This is a genomic window from Acidovorax sp. Root402 (genome assembly GCF_001425125.1).
GTDB classification, from domain to species: Bacteria; Pseudomonadota; Gammaproteobacteria; order Burkholderiales; family Burkholderiaceae_C; genus Acidovorax; species Acidovorax delafieldii.
This window is the reverse complement of sequence record NZ_LMDQ01000016.1, coordinates 99,279-116,647: the sequence shown is the minus strand read 5'-3', so window position 1 is coordinate 116,647 and position 17,369 is coordinate 99,279. Positions and strand designations below refer to the sequence as shown.

Sequence of the window (17,369 nt, the reverse complement as noted above, 5' to 3'; positions counted from 1 at the left end):
GGCGCATGGGGTGGGGCGCATCGACACGACCCCTGGCCTTCAGCCAGCCTCGGCCTGTGCACGCCGGCGGCGTTCACGGCTGTTGGCCAGGTGGGTGCGCATGGCTGCACGGGCTGCGTCGGGGTCCTGGCCCACGATGGCGTCGTAGATGCTCTCGTGCTCGCCATTGACCCGGCGCAGGTACTGTCTGCGTTCGTCGTTGGGGGCTTCGACCGAATCCAGCCGCGCGCGCGGAATGATCATGCTGCCCAGTGTGCCCATCAGCTCGGCGAAGTGGCTGTTCTGCGTGGCGCGGGCGATCTCCAGATGGAACTGGAAGTCCGCCGCCACCGCGTCGCGCCCGGCGTCCACGGCCGCCGCCACGGTGTCCAGCGCCTCGCGCATGGTCTTGAGGTTGGCGGGCGTGCGGCGCTGCGCGGCCAGTGCGGCGGCCTCGGTTTCTACGCCGATGCGCAGTTCCAGCACCGCAATCACGTCACGCAGGGTGCTGAACTGGTCGGGCGTGATCTTGAAGCCCGGGGCCTGCCCAAGGCCCAGCACAAACGTGCCGATGCCATGCCGTGTCTCCACCAGGCCCGACGCCTGCAGCTTGGAAATGGCCTCGCGCACCACCGTGCGGCTGACGTTGAACTCGGCCATGATCGCGGCCTCTGTGGGCAGCTTGTCGCCCAGTGCCAAGCGCCCGTCGCGGATGCGGTCACCCAGGGAGTCCACCAGCTCCAGGGCCAGGGTGCGGGGCTTGCGGCGTGGGGCGATGTCGATGCTCATGTCTCGGTGTTATCCCTATGTGTTGGACGGGTTGAAAGGAGTACATTGCCTCCTCGTTGTATGACAACTGATGACGTTCAACTGCGTGTAACGCCACTGTACCAAGAACCTCCGCAAAAGCCATGCCCTGTCACCCGACACCGATCCGTTTTCAACGCTTGTTATTGACCGGGGCCGCTGGCGGACTGGGGCGTGAATTGCGCACGCGCCTGAAGGCGTACTGCACCACCTTGCGCCTGTCCGACATCGCCGACCTGGGCAGCGAGGCGCCGGGCGAAGAACTGCGCCCCGCGCGCTTGGAAGACGCCAGCGCCATGCTGCCGCTGCTGGAGGGCGTGGACGCTGTGGTGCACCTGGGCGGCGTGTCCACCGAGCAGCCCTGGGACCCCATCCTGCAGGCCAACATCATTGGCGCCTACAACCTCTATGAGGCCGTTCGCAAGCAAGGCGTCAAGCGCGTTGTGTTTGCCAGTTCCAACCACGTGACCGGCTTTTACCGCCAGGACGAAGTGGTGGGCCTGCGCGACCCGGCGCGGCCCGATGGCCTGTATGGCCTGTCCAAGGCGTTTGGCGAGGACCTTTCGCGCTTCTACTTTGACCGCTACGGCATCGAAACCGTGTGCCTGCGCATCGGCTCCTCCTTCCCCGAGCCGCGCAACCGCCGCATGCTGGCCACCTGGATGAGCTACGACGACCTGGAGCGCCTGGTCGTGGCCAGCCTCACAGCGCCGGTGGTGGGCCACAGCATCATCTATGGCATAGGCGACAACACCACCACCTGGTGGGACAACACACTCGCCCGCCACATCGGCTACCGCCCGCAGGACAGCTCCGAGCCCTTCCGCGCCAAGGTGGAGGCTGCAGACCCGCAGCCCGACCTGACGGACCCGGCCGTGATCTACCAGGGCGGGCCTTTTGTGCGCACCGGTCCGTTCGAGTGAGTGGGGCCATGGAACTCCTGTTGCCTCACCACCAGGACCAGGTGGGCGAAAGCCCCCTGTGGAGCACGGTCGAGCAGGCGCTGTACTGGGTGGACATCGAAGGCCGCGCGCTGCGCCGCCTGCGCTGGGCCGACCGGCAACTGATGAGCTGGGCGACGCCGGAGCGGCTGGCCTGCATTGCGCTGCATGCCAGCGGCGGGCTCATCGCTGGCATGGACACGGGCATCTTCCACCTGCAGCCTGCCGATGACGGCACTCTGGTCTGCACCCTCATCTCTGCCGTGCAGCACCCGCAAGCTGGCATGCGCTTCAACGACGGGCGCTGTGACCGCCAGGGGCGCTTCTGGGCCGGCACCATGGTGCGCGACATGTCGCTGGCGCAACCCGCTGGCGGCCTGTACCGGCAGGACGCGCGCGGCCTCTCGGCGCCGCTGATCGAAGGCCTGGTCACCCAGAACGGCCTGGCGTTCAGCCCCGATGGCGCCACCATGTACCTCAGCGACAGCCACCCCAGCGTGCAAAAGATATGGTCGCTGGACCTGCACGAAGACGGCAGCCTGGGGCCGTGCCGTCTGTTGGTGGATATGCGCGAACTGCCCGGCCGGCCGGACGGTGCGGCCATCGACACCGATGGTTGCTACTGGATCTGCGCCAACGACGCTGGCATGGTGCATCGCTTCACCCCATCGGGCGTGCTGGACCGCTCGCTGGCCGTGCCGGTCAGCAAGCCCTCGATGTGCAGTTTTGGTGGGCCCGACATGGACCTGCTTTTCATCACCTCCATCCGCCCCGGCCAGCCGCAGGGCAACGATGTGGCCCACGGCGGCGCGGTCTTCGTGACCCGCCCGGGCACCCAAGGGCTCGCAGAGGCCCCGTACCCGCCCGCCTGAGCGCGGCACCCCAACCGATTCAACCCCGGAGACAAAGCACCATGAACGTTCCACACCTCTTTGGCCGCGTGGCCATCGCCGCTGGCATCCTGCTCGGCAGCCTGGCCGCGCAGGCCACCGAGTTCCGCTCGTCGGACATCCACCCCGAGGATTACCCCACCGTGCTGGCCGTGCGCCACATGGGTGAGACGCTGTCCAAGGCCACCGGCGGCAAGCACAGCATCAAGGTCTACGCCAAGGGGTCGCTTGGCATCGAGAAGGACACCATCGAGCAGACCAAGCTGGGGGCGATTGCCATGACGCGCGTGAACGTCGCGCCCATGAACAACATCTGCCCCGCCACCATGGTGCCCACCATGCCCTTCCTGTTCCGCGACAAGGAGCACATGCGCAAGGTGCTGGACGGCGCCATTGGCGACGAGATCCTGAAGGACTGCGAATCGCAGGGCTTCGTGGGCCTGGCGTTCTATGACAGCGGCGCGCGCTCGATCTACACCGTCAAGAAGCCCATCAAGACCCTGGCCGACGTCAAGGGCCTGAAGGTGCGCGTGCAGCAGAGCGACCTGTGGGTGTCCCTGCTCGAAGCCATGGGCGCCAACGCCACCCCCATGCCGTTCGGCGAGGTCTACACCGCGCTCAAGACCGGCCTGGTGGACGCTGCAGAAAACAACTACCCCAGCTACGAAAGCTCGCGCCACTTCGAAGTCGCCAAATACTTCAACAAGACCGAGCATTCCATGGCGCCTGAGATCCTCTTGTTCAGCAAGCGGGTGTGGGACACCTTGAGCGCTGACGACCAGAAGGCCATCCGCGCCGCCGCCAAGGAGTCGGTGGGCTACATGCGCAAGATCTGGGACGAGCGCGAAGAGAAATCCCTGGCCACGGTGAAGGCTGGCGGCGCGCAGGTGGTGGATATCGACAAGGTGGCCTTCAAGGCTGCCATGAAGCCGGTGTACGACAAGTTCCTCAAGGACCCCAAGCTGCAGGACATGGTCAAGCGCATCGACGCGGTGCAGTAAGCCAGAAGCCAGAGCCTCCAGGGCAGGCGGGACCGGGAACAGCCCGCCGCCTGCCCGTTCCCAGTTGTTGTTGTTTTTGAATGTCCACTATGTACACGCGACTCTGCGCTTTCATTGCGCGCGCCTGCCTGAAGCTCGGGGTGGGAGGGCTGGTCCTGCTGGTTTGCGCCGTGCTCTACCAGGTCATCGGCCGCTATATCTTCAATGACACACCCACCTGGGCCGAGAGCGGCGCCGTGTTGCTGGTGCTTTACGTGACCATGCTGGGCATGGCTGTGGGCGTGCGTGATGCGGGCCACATCGGTCTCGAATCGTTCCTGGTGCTGGCGCCCGATTGGTTGCGCACCAAGCTCGAGCTGCTGATCCACGCGCTGGTGCTGCTGTTCGGCATCGTCATGGCCTGGAACTGCGGCGTGCTGGCCGAATCGGTGGCACCGTACAAGATCCCCACGCTGGGCATCTCCGAAGCCTTCAAGTACGTGCCGCCCGCCATGGCTGGCGTGCTGGTGGCCATGTTCTCGCTGGAACACATCGTCGCCATCCTGCGTGGCACGGAAGTAGAGCCCGCCTGGCATTGAGCGGCCTCACTGTCCCTCCGCCCCCTAACGTCCCTACAAAGATTCCACCATCATGGCGTTGACCATCCTGTGCGTGAGCTTCACGCTGCTGCTGCTGCTGGGCGTGCCCGTGGCCTTCTCGATCGGCCTGTCCTCGCTGGCCACCATCCTGTACGAAGGCCTGCCCCTGGCCGTGGGTTTCCAGCAAATGATTTCGGGCATGAACCCGTTCTCGTTCCTGGCCATCCCGTTCTTCATCTTTGCCGGCGAGATCATGATGTACGGCGGCATCGCCGACCGCATCGTCAACTTCGCCAAGAGCGTGGCGGGCCATGTGCGTGGCGGCCTGGGCATGAGCAATGTGCTGGCCTGCACGCTGTTTGGCGGTGTCTCGGGATCGCCGGTGGCCGACGTGTCGGCCATGGGCGCCGTGCTCATCCCGCAGATGAAGAAGGAGGGCTACCACGCTGACTACGCGGTGAACGTGACCACCCACGCCTCGCTCGTGGGCGCGCTCATGCCCACCTCGCACAACCTCATCATCTTCACGCTGGCGGCTGGGGGCAAGGTAAGCATTGCGGCGCTGATCCTTGCAGGCATCGTGCCGGCCCTGTTGCTGACCATTTGCAACCTGGCTGCCGCCTACTTCGTGGCTGTCAAGCGCGGCTACCCCGCAGGCACTTTCCCGGGCTGGGAGATTGTGTGGATCTCGTTCCGCGCCTCGGTACCAGGCCTCGCCGTGGTGGTCATCATCATCGCGGGCATTTTGTCGGGGGCGTTCACCGCTACCGAGTCGGCGTCGGTCGCAGTGCTGTGGGCGCTGATTCTGTCGGTCTTCGTCTACAAGAAGCTCACGCGCGAGCAGTTCCTCAAGGCCGCGTCCAAGGCCGTCAAGACCACGGGCACGGTGCTGCTGCTCATCGGCATCTCGTCGATGTTCGGCTACCTCATCGGCCTCTACGGTGTGGCCGAGCTCACGGGTGATGCGCTCAAGTCCATGAGCACCTCGCCCTGGGTGATCTTCCTGTCGGTGAACATCATCCTGTTCGTGCTGGGCACCTTTCTCGACATGGCGGCCACCATCCTTATCTGCACGCCCATCTTTTTGCCGATCTGCCAGCAGTTCGGCATGAGCACGGAGCAGTTCGGTATCGTCATGCTGATCAACTGCGCGCTGGGCCTGAACACCCCTCCCGTGGGCACCACGCAGTTCATCGGCTGCACCATCGGGGGCGTGTCGGTGGGCGAGGTGATGAAGACCATCTGGCCGTTCTACAGTGCGCTCATCGTGGCGCTGATGCTGGTGACCTATGTGCCCCAGTTCTCGATGTGGCTGCCAGACCTGGTGCTCAAGGGCGGCGGCTGACCTGGCAGGAGTGATGGCTCGGCCACCGGGCGGATTGAAACCCGCGTACCTTGTGAATTGAACGGACCTATGCGACAAGCTCTCACCATCCGCATGCATGCCCAGGACAACGTCGCCATTGTCGCCAACGACGGTGGCCTGCCTGCGGGCACCCTGTTGCCAGACGGTGTGCCGGGCGCGGGCATCACGCTGCGCGACAAGGTGCCGCAGGGCTACAAGGTGGCGCTGGCGGACATCCCCGAAGGCGGCGTGGTGCGCCGCTACAACGTTCCCATCGGCTATGCGCTGAAAGACATCCCCGCAGGCAGCTGGGTGCATGAGCGCCTGCTGCAGATGCCCTCGGCCCGTGCGCTGGAGGGGCTGCCCATGGCCACGGTGCAACCGCCGGTGCTTGAACCCCTGACGGGCTACACCTTCGAGGGCTATCGCAACGCCGATGGCTCGGTGGGCACGCGCAACATCCTGGCCATCACCACCACCGTGCAGTGTGTGGCCGGTGTGGTGGCGCAGGCCGTGCGCCGCATCAAGGCCGAGCTGCTGCCTTTGTTTCCCCATGTGGACGATGTGATCGGCCTGGAGCACACCTACGGCTGCGGCGTGGCGATTGATGCGCCCGACGCCATCATCCCCATCCGCACGCTGCGCAACATCAGCCTCAACCCCAACTTTGGGGGCGAGGTCATGGTGGTCAGTCTGGGCTGCGAGAAGCTGCAGCCCGACCGGCTGCTGCCCCCGGGCAGCTTCCCCATCACCGACGAGCGCGACGCGGCGCTGGGCCCCGAGACGGTGTGCCTGCAGGCCGACGAGCATGTGGGCTTCATGTCCATGCTCGACCACATCGTGCAAAGCGCGCGCCCGCACCTGGAACGCCTGAACGCCCGCCGCCGCGAGACCATCCCCGCCAGCGAGCTGGTGCTGGGTGTGCAGTGCGGTGGCAGCGATGCGTTCTCGGGCGTCACCGCCAACCCGGCCGTGGGCTTCTGCGCCGACCTGCTGGTGCGCGCGGGCGCCACCGTGATGTTCAGCGAGAACACCGAGGTGCGCGACGCCGTGGAGCAGCTCACCAGCCGCGCCGCCACACCCGAGGTGGCCGAATCCATCGTGCGCGAGCTGGGCTGGTACGACCGCTATTTGGACCGGGGCCGCGTGGACCGCGCGGCCAACACCACGCCGGGCAACAAGGCGGGCGGGCTGTCGAACATCGCCGAGAAGGCCATGGGCTCCATCATCAAGAGCGGCACTGCGCCCATTGCGCATGTGCTGGCCCCGGGCGAGAAGCTGCGCCGCGACCAGCGCGGCCTGGTGTATGCCGCCACGCCCGCCAGCGACTTCATCTGCGGCACGTTGCAACTGGCTGCCGGCATGAACCTGCACGTGTTCACCACCGGCCGGGGCACACCCTACGGTCTGGCCGAGTGCCCTGTGGTCAAGGTCGCGACGCGCACTGATCTGGCCCGCCGCTGGCACGACCTGATGGACATCAACGCCGGCAAGATCGCCGATGGCGAGGCCACTATCGAACAGCTGGGATGGGAGATGTTCCACCTGCTGCTCGACGTGGCCAGCGGTCGCAAGAAGACCTGGGCCGAGCAGTGGCAACTGCACAACGCGCTGGTGCTGTTCAACCCGGCGCCCGTCACCTAAACCCTGCCGGGCCCAGGCCCTTTGTGTTCCCCCTTCAACAGCCCTTGCCTGCAAGGGCTGTTGTCCTTGAAAGACCGCATCTCATGGGGCATTCCCGATTTTCTGACCGCAAGGTCGTGGTGGCGCTGGCGCTGCTGTGCTGCCTGCTCTGGGGCAGCTCGTACCCCGCCATCAAGACCGGGTACGCCTGGTTCGGCATCTCACGCAATGACGTCCCCGCGCAGCTCGTATTCGCAGGCTGGCGGTTTCTGGGCGCCGGGTTGATCCTGCTGGCCTGGGCTGTAGCCACGCGCAAGGTCATCTGGGGCCTGGGGCCCGGGGCCGGGCGCCAGTTGGTGGTGCTGGGCTTAGCGCAGACCACGTTGCAGTACGTGTTCTTCTACGTGGGCCTGGCACACACCACGGGCGTCAAGGGCTCCATCATGAACGCCACGGGCACGTTTTTCAGCGTGCTGCTGGCGCACTGGGTCTATCGCAACGACCGCCTCAGCCACGCCAAGCTGTGGGGCTGCCTGGTGGGCTTTGCGGGCGTGATGGTCGTCAACCTGGGGCGCGGCATGGTGGACCTGGACTTCACCCTGCTGGGCGAAGGCTTCGTGGTGATCGCCGCCCTGGTGCTGGCCGCGGCCAGCATTTACGGCAAGCAGGTGTCGCAGCGCATGGACTCGGTGGTGATGACGGGCTGGCAGCTGGGCCTGGGCGGTGTGGCGTTGTTGGCCATTGGCTGGTCGCTGGGGGGGGCGCTCACGGGCTTCACCTGGGGCTCTACGGTGCTGCTGGTGTACCTGGCGCTGCTGTCGTCGGCCGCGTTTTCGCTGTGGAGCATCCTGCTCAAGCACAACCGGGTGAGCCAGATCACGGTGTTCAACTTCACCGTGCCGATCTTTGGCGCGGCGCTGTCGGCACTGTTTTTGGGCGAGGCGCTGTGGGAGTGGAAAAACCTGCTGGCCCTGGTGCTGGTGTGTGTGGGCATTTGGCTGGTCACGCGCGATACGGCTAGTGCCACCAAATAGACTCGGCCCATGGCTTACACACTCTCCCGAGACGCATTCCAGCGCGACCTGCACGGCCAGCGCACCGACCTGTTCACCCTGCGCAGTCCCGGCGGCCTGCAGGTGGCCGTGAGCAACTATGGCGCACGGCTGGTGCAGGTGGCGGTGCCCGACGGTCAGGGCGGTCTGGCCGATGTGGCGCTGGGCTACGACAGCCTGCAGGGCTACCTGGACGGCCAGCTCTCCATGGGCGCCCTCATCGGCCGCTGGGCGGGGCGTCTGCGTGCGGGCACGCTGACCCTGCCGGATGGATCGCGCCAGCAACTGCCCACCAACAGCGGGCCACACCATCACCACGGCGGCCCGCTCGGCAGCCGCTTCCAGGTGTTTGCGGTGGAACACGTGCAGGCTGATGCACTGACCATGAGCCACACCTTCCGCACCGAGGACGACGGGGTGCCCGGCACGGTGCGCCTGCAGCTCCACCTGCAGGTCACAGTGGACAACGCGTTGCACATGGCCTGGACGGCCGAGGTGCTCCATGCGCCTACGGTGCTCAACCTCACCGGGCATGCGTTCTTCAACCTGGCAGGCCAGGGCAGCACCCACGGCCACACCCTGCAGGTGCCCGCCAGCCGCTATGTGCCCCTGGCGGCCGATGTGTGTCCCACGGGCGCGCTGGCTGCGGTGCAGGGCACGCCCTTCGACTTCCGCCAAGCCCGCGCTGTGGCGGACGCCATCGCAACACCCCATGAGCAGCTGGCCGTGGCGGGCGGGCTGGACCACTACCTGGTGCTGGACGAACAGGCGGCCCCCCTTGCCCCTCCGTCGTCATCCATCACGCCACCGGGCCTGCGACTGGCCGCGCTGCTGGGCGAACCGGTGAGCGGCCGCGCGATGGAGGTGTGGAGCACCGCTCCGGGTGTGCAGGTGTATGCAGGCCACGGCCTCAAGGCCGACCCCGCGCGGGACTTGGGGCGTGGTGCGGGGCAGGGCGGCTGGCTCTGGCAGCCGGGCGACGGTATCTGCCTGGAGCCCATGGAGTACCCGGATGCGCCCAACCATGCGGGCTTTCCGGTGCGCTGGTGGCTGCCGGGCGAAGTGGTGCGGGGCGCCATCGTGTACCGCTTCATCGGGGGCTGACGGCCGATGGGCTGGCCTGGCAAGCCCGTGCCGCGCTACCATGCCGCCTGGCTCTTAACCGAGGTGGCTCATGCACATGTCCAACGCCCCCAGCACCCAGTGGAAAGAAGTGGTGGCACCCGATGAAGCGCAGCGCTTTGCGGGCTATGCGCGCCAGTTTGCCGAGCTGCAGGCGCGCAAGTCGCAAAAATATGGCGCCGGGCGGGGGCTGCACCGCAAGCAGCTGACCGCCGCGTATGGCCGCCTGGAGGTGCTGGGCGATCTGCCCGCGTTTGCGGCCCAGGGCTTGTTCGCGCAGCCGGCGCAGTACGACGTGCGGGTGCGGCTGAGCAACGGCGGCATGGACAAGGCGGCGGACCACAAGCCCGACATCCGGGGCTTTGCGATCAGTGTGCGGGGAGTGCAGGGCGACTCTGCCTTGGGCAACGGGCCCGCAAAAAGCCAGGACTTCCTGCTCATCAACCAGGAAAAGTTCGCCTTCCCCCAGAGCGCAGAGTTTGTGGATTTTGTGGTCGCTGCGTCGCACGGCGGCGGCGCGCTGATCAAGTTCCTGGTGCAGCGCCATGGCTTGCTGGGTGCGGCCCGGCAGATCGCCAAGACGGTCAAGACCTTTGGGCGGCCCTTTGGGGGCTTTGCATCGCATGCCATGTTCAGCGCTGCGCCCATTGCCTGCGGGCCCTATGCCGTGCGTGTGCGCCTCGTGCCCCATGCATCCAACGGCGCGCCCGTCAGGCAGGTACAGCACGACTGGGATGCCGAATTCTCCGGCCGCCTGCGCCAGCAGGACCTGCAGTGGGACCTGCAGCTGCAGCCTTTTGTGGACGAGGCCACCACCCCCATTGAAGACGCCAGCGTGGACTGGCCCACGCCCTACACCACCGTGGCCCGGCTCACCCTGCCAAGGCAGGACCCGGCTGCCGACGCAGCCCTGGCCGCCGAGGTGGAGGCCGCCGTGTTCGACCCCTGGCAGGCCCTGGCTGCGCACCGGCCCCTGGGCGACGTGATGCGGGCCCGCAAGGTGGTGTATTTCGAAAGCCAGAAAGGCCGTGGCGCTGGGTGACCTGCGGGGTGCGGCGACCGGGCGCTTCGTGAGGAAGCCCCCACGGTACTCAGAAAAACAGTGAGGGTGTTGAATCCCGGTCTGAGAGCGGCTCACAAAACTCAGCGAAGCGGCCCTGGCTAGGCGTTTCGCCGCAGGCAGTACAAGCAGTACGACAAGGTGAGACAACGACGCCAGGGGAGTTTTGTTAGCCGCTCTAAGTTTCGTCTAAGTGTTGGTGCCCACACTGCCCTCCAACGCAACTCCGATTGGAAAGGCACCACACCATGAATACGACAACGCTGACCTCCACCCCCCGCCGCCTCATCCTGGCCCTGGTGGCCGCCGGTGCGGTGGGTGCCACGGGCGCAGGCCTCATCACCGGGCACCAGGCCCGTGCCTTGACACCGCCCCCCGCCATGGTGGCCCAGACGCCCGCAGCCCCCGGCGGGGCCTTGCCCAGCTTCGCGCAGATCACCGCGCAAAACGGCCCTGCAGTGGTCAACATCAGCGTGACGGGCAGCACCAAGGCCGCCATGGCCGATGACGACGGCGAAGACGAAGGCCAGCCCGCCGCGCGCCAGGGCCGGGCGCCGCAGATGGACCCGAACGATCCGTTCTACCAGTTCTTCCGACAGTTCGGCTTTCCGGGCGGCATGGGGCCGCAGGCCCAGCCCAACGTACCCACGCACGGCCAGGGCTCGGGCTTCATCGTCAGCCCCGATGGCCTGGTGCTGACCAATGCCCATGTGGTCAAGGGTGCCAGCGAAGTCATCGTCAAGCTCACCGACCGCCGCGAGTTCCGCGCCAAGGTGCTGGGCTCTGACCCCAAGACCGACGTGGCCGTGCTCAAGATCGACGCCAAGAACCTGCCCACGGTGCGCCTGGGCAGCACACGCGACCTGCAGGTGGGTGAATGGGTGCTGGCCATCGGCTCGCCCTTTGGCTTTGAAAACAGCGTGACGGCGGGTGTGGTCAGCGCCAAGGGCCGCTCGCTGCCCGACGACAGCCTGGTGCCCTTCATCCAGACCGATGTGGCGGTGAACCCTGGCAATTCGGGCGGGCCTTTGTTCAATGCACGTGGTGAAGTGGTCGGCATCAACTCGCAGATCTACAGCCGCTCGGGGGGCTACCAAGGGGTGTCGTTCTCCATCCCGATCGAGCTGGCGGCCAAGATCAAAGACCAGATTGTTGCCACCGGCAAGGTACGCCATGCACAGCTGGGCGTGGCCGTGCAAGAGGTGAACCAGGCGTTTGCCGAGTCGTTCAACCTCGACAAGCCCGAAGGCGCGCTGGTGGCCAGCGTCAGCAAGGGCAGCCCCGCAGAGAAGGCCGGCCTGCAGGCCGGCGACGTGATCCGCCAGGTGGACGGCCAGCCCATCGTCGCCTCGGGCGACCTGCCCGCCTGGGTGGGCCAGGCGCAGCCGGGCCAGCAGGCCAAGCTGTCGGTGTGGCGCCAGGGCAAGCCGCTGGAGCTGACCGCCACCCTGGGCGACGCCAGCGACAAGGCGATCAAGCAGGCGCGCAACGACGATGCCGTGGGCAAGGGCCAACTGGGCCTGTCGCTGCGCCCGCTGGACCCACAGGAGCGGCGCGCGGCAGGCCTCAATGAGGGCCTGGTCATCGAGCAGGCGCGCGGCCCCGCCGCTGCGGCCGGTGTGCAGCCGGGCGACGTGCTGTTGGCCATCAACGGCGCGCCCATCAAGGACATCACGCAGGTGCGTGCCGCCATGGCCAAGGCGGGCAAGTCGGTGGCGCTGCTCATTGAGCGCGACGGCGACAAGATCTTTGTGCCCGTGCGCCTGGGCTGATCCATGGCCTGCGTCTGCCGTCGGTTGGTACCCTGCGGCAGGCGCTGCGCATCAGTGCGGCAGCGCCTCCACTTCCTTGGTCCAGCGGTCGATCAGGCGCCGGCGCTCGGCCGCCTTGCCGTATTTCTCGAAGTCGTATTTGATGAGCTTCACGTTGTCCAGTGTCGGGATGCGCGGGTCTATCTTGAAGGTCTTGTTGGCGGGCACCTGGTAGCTGCCCACCTGGGCGCCCACGGCCTGGCCTTCGGGGCTCATCAGCCAGTCGTAGTACTTTTTGGCGTTCTCCATGTTGCGCGCGCCCTTGACCAGCGCAATGCCGCCCACCTCGTAGCTGGTGCCTTCGCAAGGCGCCTGGGTTTTTACCGGGTACTTGTCGGCCTTCCATTTCTCAAAGTTGAACATGAAGGTGATGCCCACACCCACCTCGCCCTTGGCCACGTTGGGCGCCTGCGCCTGGCCGCTGCGGGTGTAGGTGGTGGTGTTCTTGTGCAGGGCCTTGAGGTAGTCGAACGCCTTGTCTTCGCCCATCAGCTGCACCAGCCCCGCGATCACGGTGTAGGCCGTGCCGCTGGAGGCGGGGTGCGAGATTTCTACCTCGCCCTTGTAGGCAGGCTTGATCACGTCGGACCAGCACTGCGGCTCGGGCAGCTTTTTCTTCTTGAGCGTTTCGGTGTTGTAGCCAAAGCCGATGGCCGAGCTGTAAAAGCCCCCCACCTGGTGGCCCGACATGGCGTACTGCCGCACGCTCCAGCTGTGCAGGTCGTGCAGATAGGCGGGGCGGTATTCGGCCAGCAGGCCCTGCTCGGCCGCCTGCAAGAAGGGGTCACCCGTGCCGCCCCACCAGATGTCGGTCTTGGGGTTGTTGGCCTCAGCGCGCAGCTGCGCGGCAATCTCGCCCGTGCCCTTGTGGGCCTGGTTCACCTTGATGCCGGTTTTGCGGGTGAACTCCTTGGCAGCCGCTTCGCACCAGGGCGCGTCGGTGCTGCACAGCGCGTTGACCACGCCCTGTGCCTGGGCACCCGTGGAAGACAGCGCCGCCAGCGCAACGGCTGCCGCAACGTGGTGGAGAGGGGGAAATGCCATCGGAATTGCCATCGGTCTTGCTCCTTGTGTTTTGTGGTAGTGGCCCGGCCCCTGGGGCGGGCAGTGTGCGCGTGGCGCATTCATTGTGACAGTGATGTGACAAAACAAAGTCGTTCTCGCAGCCCGGGGCTGGGTCATCGGCCGTGCCGCCGCTATCCTTCGCGGGTAGCCCTTCTCACCGATCCCCGGCCGACCGTTCTGCCCCCTTTTTATGCGCCTCTTGCTTGTTGAAGACGATTCCATGATCGGCGAAGCCGTGCTGGACCTGCTGCGCGCCGAGCAGTACGCGGTGGACTGGGCGCGCGATGGTGACGCGGCCGACACGGCCCTGCGCACCCAGGCGTACGACCTGGTGCTGCTGGACCTGGGCTTGCCTCAACGCGACGGCCTGACCGTGCTGCGCGACCTGCGCGCCCGCAAGAACCGCACCCCCGTGCTGGTGGCCACCGCCCGCGATGCCGTGGCGCAGCGTATCGAGGGGCTGGATGCCGGGGCCGACGACTATGTGCTCAAGCCCTATGACCTGGACGAGCTGCTGGCCCGCATCCGTGCCCTGCTGCGCCGCGCGGCAGGGCGGGCCGAGCCGGTGTACGAGCACCAGGGCGTGAGCATCAACCCCGCCACGCGCGAGGTGACGGTGCGCGGCACGCCCGTGGTGCTGTCGGGGCGCGAATGGGCGGTGCTGGAGCCGCTCATTGCCCGCCCCGGCATGGTGCTGTCGCGCCAGCAGCTGGAGGACAAACTCTACGGCTGGGGCGACGAGGTGAGCAGCAACGCGGTGGAGGTCTACATCCACGGCCTGCGCAAGAAGCTGGGGCCCGAGCTGGTGCTGAACGTGCGCGGGGTGGGCTACCTCGTGCCGAAGGCATGACCCCCCTGAGCGGCTTCGCCGCTTCCCCCCAAGGGGACGACAGCCTTTGCTGCGGGGCGGCCCTTGCTGGCTGCCCCCGCGCAATCTCCCGCCCTGAGCATGCGGCGGGGATGGATGGATAGAGATGAAGAACGTGCCAACCACCTCCTGGCGCAGCGCGCTGCAGTCCATGCTCCCGCGCTCGCTGCGCATGCGTCTGCTGATGTTTCTGCTGGCTGCCATCGTGCTGGCAGGCGCAGTGCAGGGCGCACTGGCCTACCGGGGCGCGCTGGACGAGGCCGATGCGCTGTTCGACTACCACATGCAGCAGACGGCGCTGGCTTTGCGCTCGGGTCTGCCGGTGGATGCCCAAGGCCTGGGCCCGGGCCTGGACCCCGAGGACGAGAACCACGAGTTCATCGTGCAGGTGTGGACCAACGAAGGCCTGCGCATTTTTGAATCGGCCGTGGGCGCCGCCCTGCCACAGATTGCCGTGCTGGGCTTCACCAACGTGCAGGCGCGCGGGGGCACCTACCGGGTGTTCTCGATGCAGACGCGCTCGCAGGTGATTCAGGTGGCGCAGAACATGGCTGCGCGGCGCGACATGGCCCGCAGCCTGGCGCTGCGCACGCTGGCGCCGCTGGCCATCATGGCGCCGCTCTTGGTGCTGGCCGTGTGGTGGGGCGTGAGCCGGTCGCTGGCCCCGGTGGAGCGCGTGCGCCGCCAGCTGGCACAGCGCCAGGCCGACGACCTGTCGCCCGTGAGCGATGCACAACTGCCCGATGAGGTGCAGCCGCTGGTGAGCGAACTCAACCTGCTGTTCGAGCGCGTGCAGCACGCGTTCGAGGCGCAGCAGCACTTTGTGGCCGACGCCGCGCACGAGCTGCGCTCCCCCCTGGCCGCACTGCGCCTGCAACTGCAGGGCCTGCAGCGTGCGGGCGACGACGCCGCGCGGGCGTCCGCCATCGAACGCCTGTCGGCCGGCATCGAGCGCGCCACGCGGCTGGTCGAGCAGCTGCTGACCCTGGCCCGGCAGGAGGCCAGCACGGCCGTCAACGATCCGGTGGACCTGCGTGCCACGGCGCAACTGGCACTGGCCGACGTGGCTCCCGCTGCCCAGGCGCGCAGCATGGATGTGGGCCTGCTTGAATCGGACGCCGCCACCGTCACAGGCAATGCCGAGGCCCTGCGCATGCTGGCCCGCAATCTGCTGGACAACGCCATCAAATACAGCCCGCCCGGCGGCCAGGTGGACCTGCAGGTGCGCCGCGAGGGCGACCACGCCGTGCTCACCGTGGAAGACAGTGGCCCCGGCATCGCCCCCGAGCACCGCGAGCGGGCCATGCAGCGGTTTGTGCGCGTCACCGCCGACGGTGCGCCCGGCAGCGGTCTGGGTCTGGCCATCGTGCAGGCCATCGCCCAAAGCCATGGCGCCACCGTGGCGCTGGACAGCTCGGCGCGCCTGGGCGGTCTGCGGGTGACCGTGCGGTTTGCGGCTGCCAAGCCCTGAGCTGCGTGATGCCCTGTTTGCTATTAATTGCATAGCTGTCCAGGCATATTGCACTAGCGCTATCGGCTCAAAAGCACTCAAAAGCACCCGCTGAGTGCTTCAAAGCGCCTCGTCACGTGCGCGCCACGCCGCCAGGGGCCTGCCCCGCACAATGCGGGGGTAGCGCGCAGGCTGTGCCGGTTCCTGGTCCGCCTGCGTCCACTTCCACCACCGTACACACGCATCGGCATGAACTTCATCGTTTTGGGCGCAGGCGCCATTGGTTGTTATGTGGGTGGGCGCCTGGCCGCGCGCGGCCAGCCGGTGTGCCTGGTGGGGCGGCCGCATGCGCTGGAGCCCATCGCGCTCCGCGGTCTTCAGGTCACTGACCTGGACGGCTTTGACCGCACCGTGCCCACGTCCACACTGCAACTGGCTGCCACGCTGGCCGACGCCGCGCCCGGTGCCGACAGCATCATCCTGCTGTGCGTCAAAAGCGGCGCCACCGAGTCTGCCGCGCGCGAGCTGGCGGCGACCTGTGCGCCCGGCACACCGGTGATCTCGCTGCAAAACGGCGTGGACAACGTGGCCCGCATCGCCGCATTGGCGCCCGGCCTGAACGTGCTGGCGGGCATGGTGCCCTACAACGTGGTGCTGCGTGGCGCGCAGGTGCACCGCGCCACCGCAGGCCACCTGCAGCTGCAGCGCGACGCGGTCACCGAGCGCATCGCGCCCCTGTTCAACGCCGCCGGCCTGGCCACCACGCTGCCGCCAGACATCCGTGCCGTGCAGTGGGGCAAGCTGCTGCTCAACCTCAACAACCCGGTCAACGCGCTGTCCAACCTGCCCCTGCGGCAAGAGCTGCTGGACCGCGACTGCCGCCGCGTCTTTGCCGCGCTGCAGACCGAGGCGCTGCGCGTGATGGTGCGCGCGGGCATCACGCCCGCCCAGGTCACCGCCGTGTCGCCCACGCTGCTGCCCCATGTGCTGCGCCTGCCCAACTGGCTGTTCACACGACTGGCAAAGCGCATGCTGCAGATCGACGCCACGGCCCGCTCGTCGATGTGGGACGACCTGGAGGCCGGGCGCGTGACGGAGATCGACGCGCTGTGCGGCGCCGTGGTGCGGCTGGCGGCGCAACAGGGCATGGCGGCACCGCTCAATGCGCGCATGTGCGAGCTGCTGGGTGGCCCGCGCCAGCGCCTCACGGGCAGGCAGATGCGCCAGATGCTGGGTCTGTGAGTTGGGATTTGGGATTCGGGACTGGGGTTGTGACCGGTGATCAGGCAGCGGGTGCTGCGCTGTCCAGTGGCACGCGCAGCCCGGTCTTGAGGCTGGCCAGCGCCACCGAGGTCCGAAAGCGCTTGATGTTGTCGTCCCCCTCAAACAGCCGCCGCGTCAGCGCCTCGTAGTCTGCCATCGACGCCACGTTCACCACCAGCAGGTAGTCTGCCTCGCCCGTCACGCTGTAGCACTGCTGCACCGCGTCTTCCGCCGCAATGCGCGCGCGCAGCGGGGCGGTGCGGTCGGGGCGCTCGTTGTCCAGGTGCACCTCCAGCACGATGGTCAGCGGCTTGCCCACCTTCACCGGGTCCAGCACGGCCACGTTGGCGCGGATCACGCCGCTGTCCTTGAGCCGCTGAATGCGCCGCTGTACCGCAGGCGCCGACAGGTTCACCGCCTGCGCAATCGCGCGCTGGGGCGTGGTGTTGTCGGCCTGCAGGATGTCGAGGATCGCGAGGTCGAAGCGGTCAAGTGCTGCTGGGGTGGACATGGG

General features: G+C 67.2%; 16 protein-coding genes. 13 read left to right on the top strand and 3 right to left on the bottom strand.

Annotated elements, in window-relative coordinates:
* Positions 1 to 39: 39 nt before the first annotated feature.
* Positions 40 to 768 carry a FadR/GntR family transcriptional regulator gene (locus ASC83_RS18855; RefSeq protein ID WP_056066183.1) on the bottom strand — a complete coding sequence of 243 codons (729 nt, stop codon included), beginning with the start codon at positions 766 to 768 and terminating at the stop codon, positions 40 to 42.
* 122 nt (positions 769 to 890) lie between these two features.
* Between ASC83_RS18855 and ASC83_RS18850 the strand changes: the two genes are divergently transcribed.
* The 10 genes from ASC83_RS18850 to ASC83_RS18805 all read left to right on the top strand — a co-directional run bounded on the left by ASC83_RS18850 (position 891) and on the right by ASC83_RS18805 (position 12,170).
* On the top strand, positions 891 to 1,709 hold the full coding sequence (locus tag ASC83_RS18850) for an NAD(P)-dependent oxidoreductase (protein ID WP_056066180.1): 819 nt from the start codon (positions 891 to 893) through the stop codon (positions 1,707 to 1,709).
* 8 nt (positions 1,710 to 1,717) lie between these two features.
* Complete coding sequence (locus tag ASC83_RS18845) at positions 1,718 to 2,599, top strand: SMP-30/gluconolactonase/LRE family protein (RefSeq protein WP_056066177.1); 882 nt, start codon at positions 1,718 to 1,720, stop codon at positions 2,597 to 2,599.
* A 41-nt stretch (positions 2,600 to 2,640) separates the two neighbouring features.
* Positions 2,641 to 3,618, top strand: a complete 978-nt coding sequence (locus ASC83_RS18840; RefSeq protein WP_056066174.1) for a TRAP transporter substrate-binding protein — start codon at positions 2,641 to 2,643, stop codon at positions 3,616 to 3,618.
* An 89-nt stretch (positions 3,619 to 3,707) separates the two neighbouring features.
* Positions 3,708 to 4,196 (top strand): TRAP transporter small permease, encoded by a 489-nt coding sequence (locus tag ASC83_RS18835; RefSeq protein ID WP_056066172.1) that lies wholly within the window; start codon positions 3,708 to 3,710, stop codon positions 4,194 to 4,196.
* Positions 4,197 to 4,248: 52 nt separating this feature from the next.
* A complete protein-coding gene (locus tag ASC83_RS18830) occupies positions 4,249 to 5,541 on the top strand; it encodes a TRAP transporter large permease (RefSeq protein ID WP_056066169.1) in 1,293 nt (430 codons plus the stop codon).
* 69 nt (positions 5,542 to 5,610) lie between these two features.
* Positions 5,611 to 7,185 (top strand): galactarate dehydratase, encoded by a 1,575-nt coding sequence (garD, locus tag ASC83_RS18825; RefSeq protein ID WP_235509417.1) that lies wholly within the window; start codon positions 5,611 to 5,613, stop codon positions 7,183 to 7,185.
* An 83-nt stretch (positions 7,186 to 7,268) separates the two neighbouring features.
* Entirely contained in the window at positions 7,269 to 8,198 is a 930-nt protein-coding gene (locus tag ASC83_RS18820; protein WP_056066163.1) for a DMT family transporter, read from the top strand.
* A gap of 9 nt (positions 8,199 to 8,207) precedes the next feature.
* Positions 8,208 to 9,320 (top strand): aldose epimerase family protein, encoded by a 1,113-nt coding sequence (locus ASC83_RS18815; RefSeq protein ID WP_056066161.1) that lies wholly within the window; start codon positions 8,208 to 8,210, stop codon positions 9,318 to 9,320.
* 76 nt (positions 9,321 to 9,396) lie between these two features.
* Positions 9,397 to 10,380: a catalase gene (locus ASC83_RS18810; RefSeq protein ID WP_235509416.1), complete on the top strand. Its 984-nt coding sequence runs from the start codon at positions 9,397 to 9,399 to the stop codon at positions 10,378 to 10,380.
* Positions 10,381 to 10,646: 266 nt separating this feature from the next.
* Positions 10,647 to 12,170, top strand: coding sequence for a DegQ family serine endoprotease (locus ASC83_RS18805; RefSeq protein ID WP_056066155.1), 1,524 nt, complete (start codon positions 10,647 to 10,649; stop codon positions 12,168 to 12,170).
* Between the two features lie 51 nt (positions 12,171 to 12,221).
* On the opposite strand, the gene ASC83_RS18800 is transcribed toward ASC83_RS18805, so the two are convergent.
* Positions 12,222 to 13,253 carry an ABC transporter substrate-binding protein gene (locus ASC83_RS18800; RefSeq protein ID WP_056066151.1) on the bottom strand — a complete coding sequence of 344 codons (1,032 nt, stop codon included), beginning with the start codon at positions 13,251 to 13,253 and terminating at the stop codon, positions 12,222 to 12,224.
* Positions 13,254 to 13,464: 211 nt separating this feature from the next.
* Here ASC83_RS18800 and ASC83_RS18795 point away from each other — a divergent pair, with 211 nt between their 5' ends.
* From ASC83_RS18795 to ASC83_RS18785, 3 genes are all read left to right on the top strand, one after another.
* Positions 13,465 to 14,124, top strand: coding sequence for a response regulator transcription factor (locus tag ASC83_RS18795; RefSeq protein WP_056066148.1), 660 nt, complete (start codon positions 13,465 to 13,467; stop codon positions 14,122 to 14,124).
* A gap of 124 nt (positions 14,125 to 14,248) precedes the next feature.
* Positions 14,249 to 15,613 carry an ATP-binding protein gene (locus ASC83_RS18790; RefSeq protein WP_056066145.1) on the top strand — a complete coding sequence of 455 codons (1,365 nt, stop codon included), beginning with the start codon at positions 14,249 to 14,251 and terminating at the stop codon, positions 15,611 to 15,613.
* Positions 15,614 to 15,841: 228 nt separating this feature from the next.
* Positions 15,842 to 16,834, top strand: coding sequence for a 2-dehydropantoate 2-reductase (locus ASC83_RS18785; RefSeq protein ID WP_056066142.1), 993 nt, complete (start codon positions 15,842 to 15,844; stop codon positions 16,832 to 16,834).
* Positions 16,835 to 16,874: 40 nt separating this feature from the next.
* Here ASC83_RS18785 and ASC83_RS18780 read toward each other — a convergent pair whose 3' ends face one another.
* On the bottom strand, positions 16,875 to 17,366 hold the full coding sequence (locus ASC83_RS18780; protein WP_056066136.1) for an Lrp/AsnC family transcriptional regulator: 492 nt from the start codon (positions 17,364 to 17,366) through the stop codon (positions 16,875 to 16,877).
* Between the last annotated feature and the right edge of the window lie 3 nt (positions 17,367 to 17,369).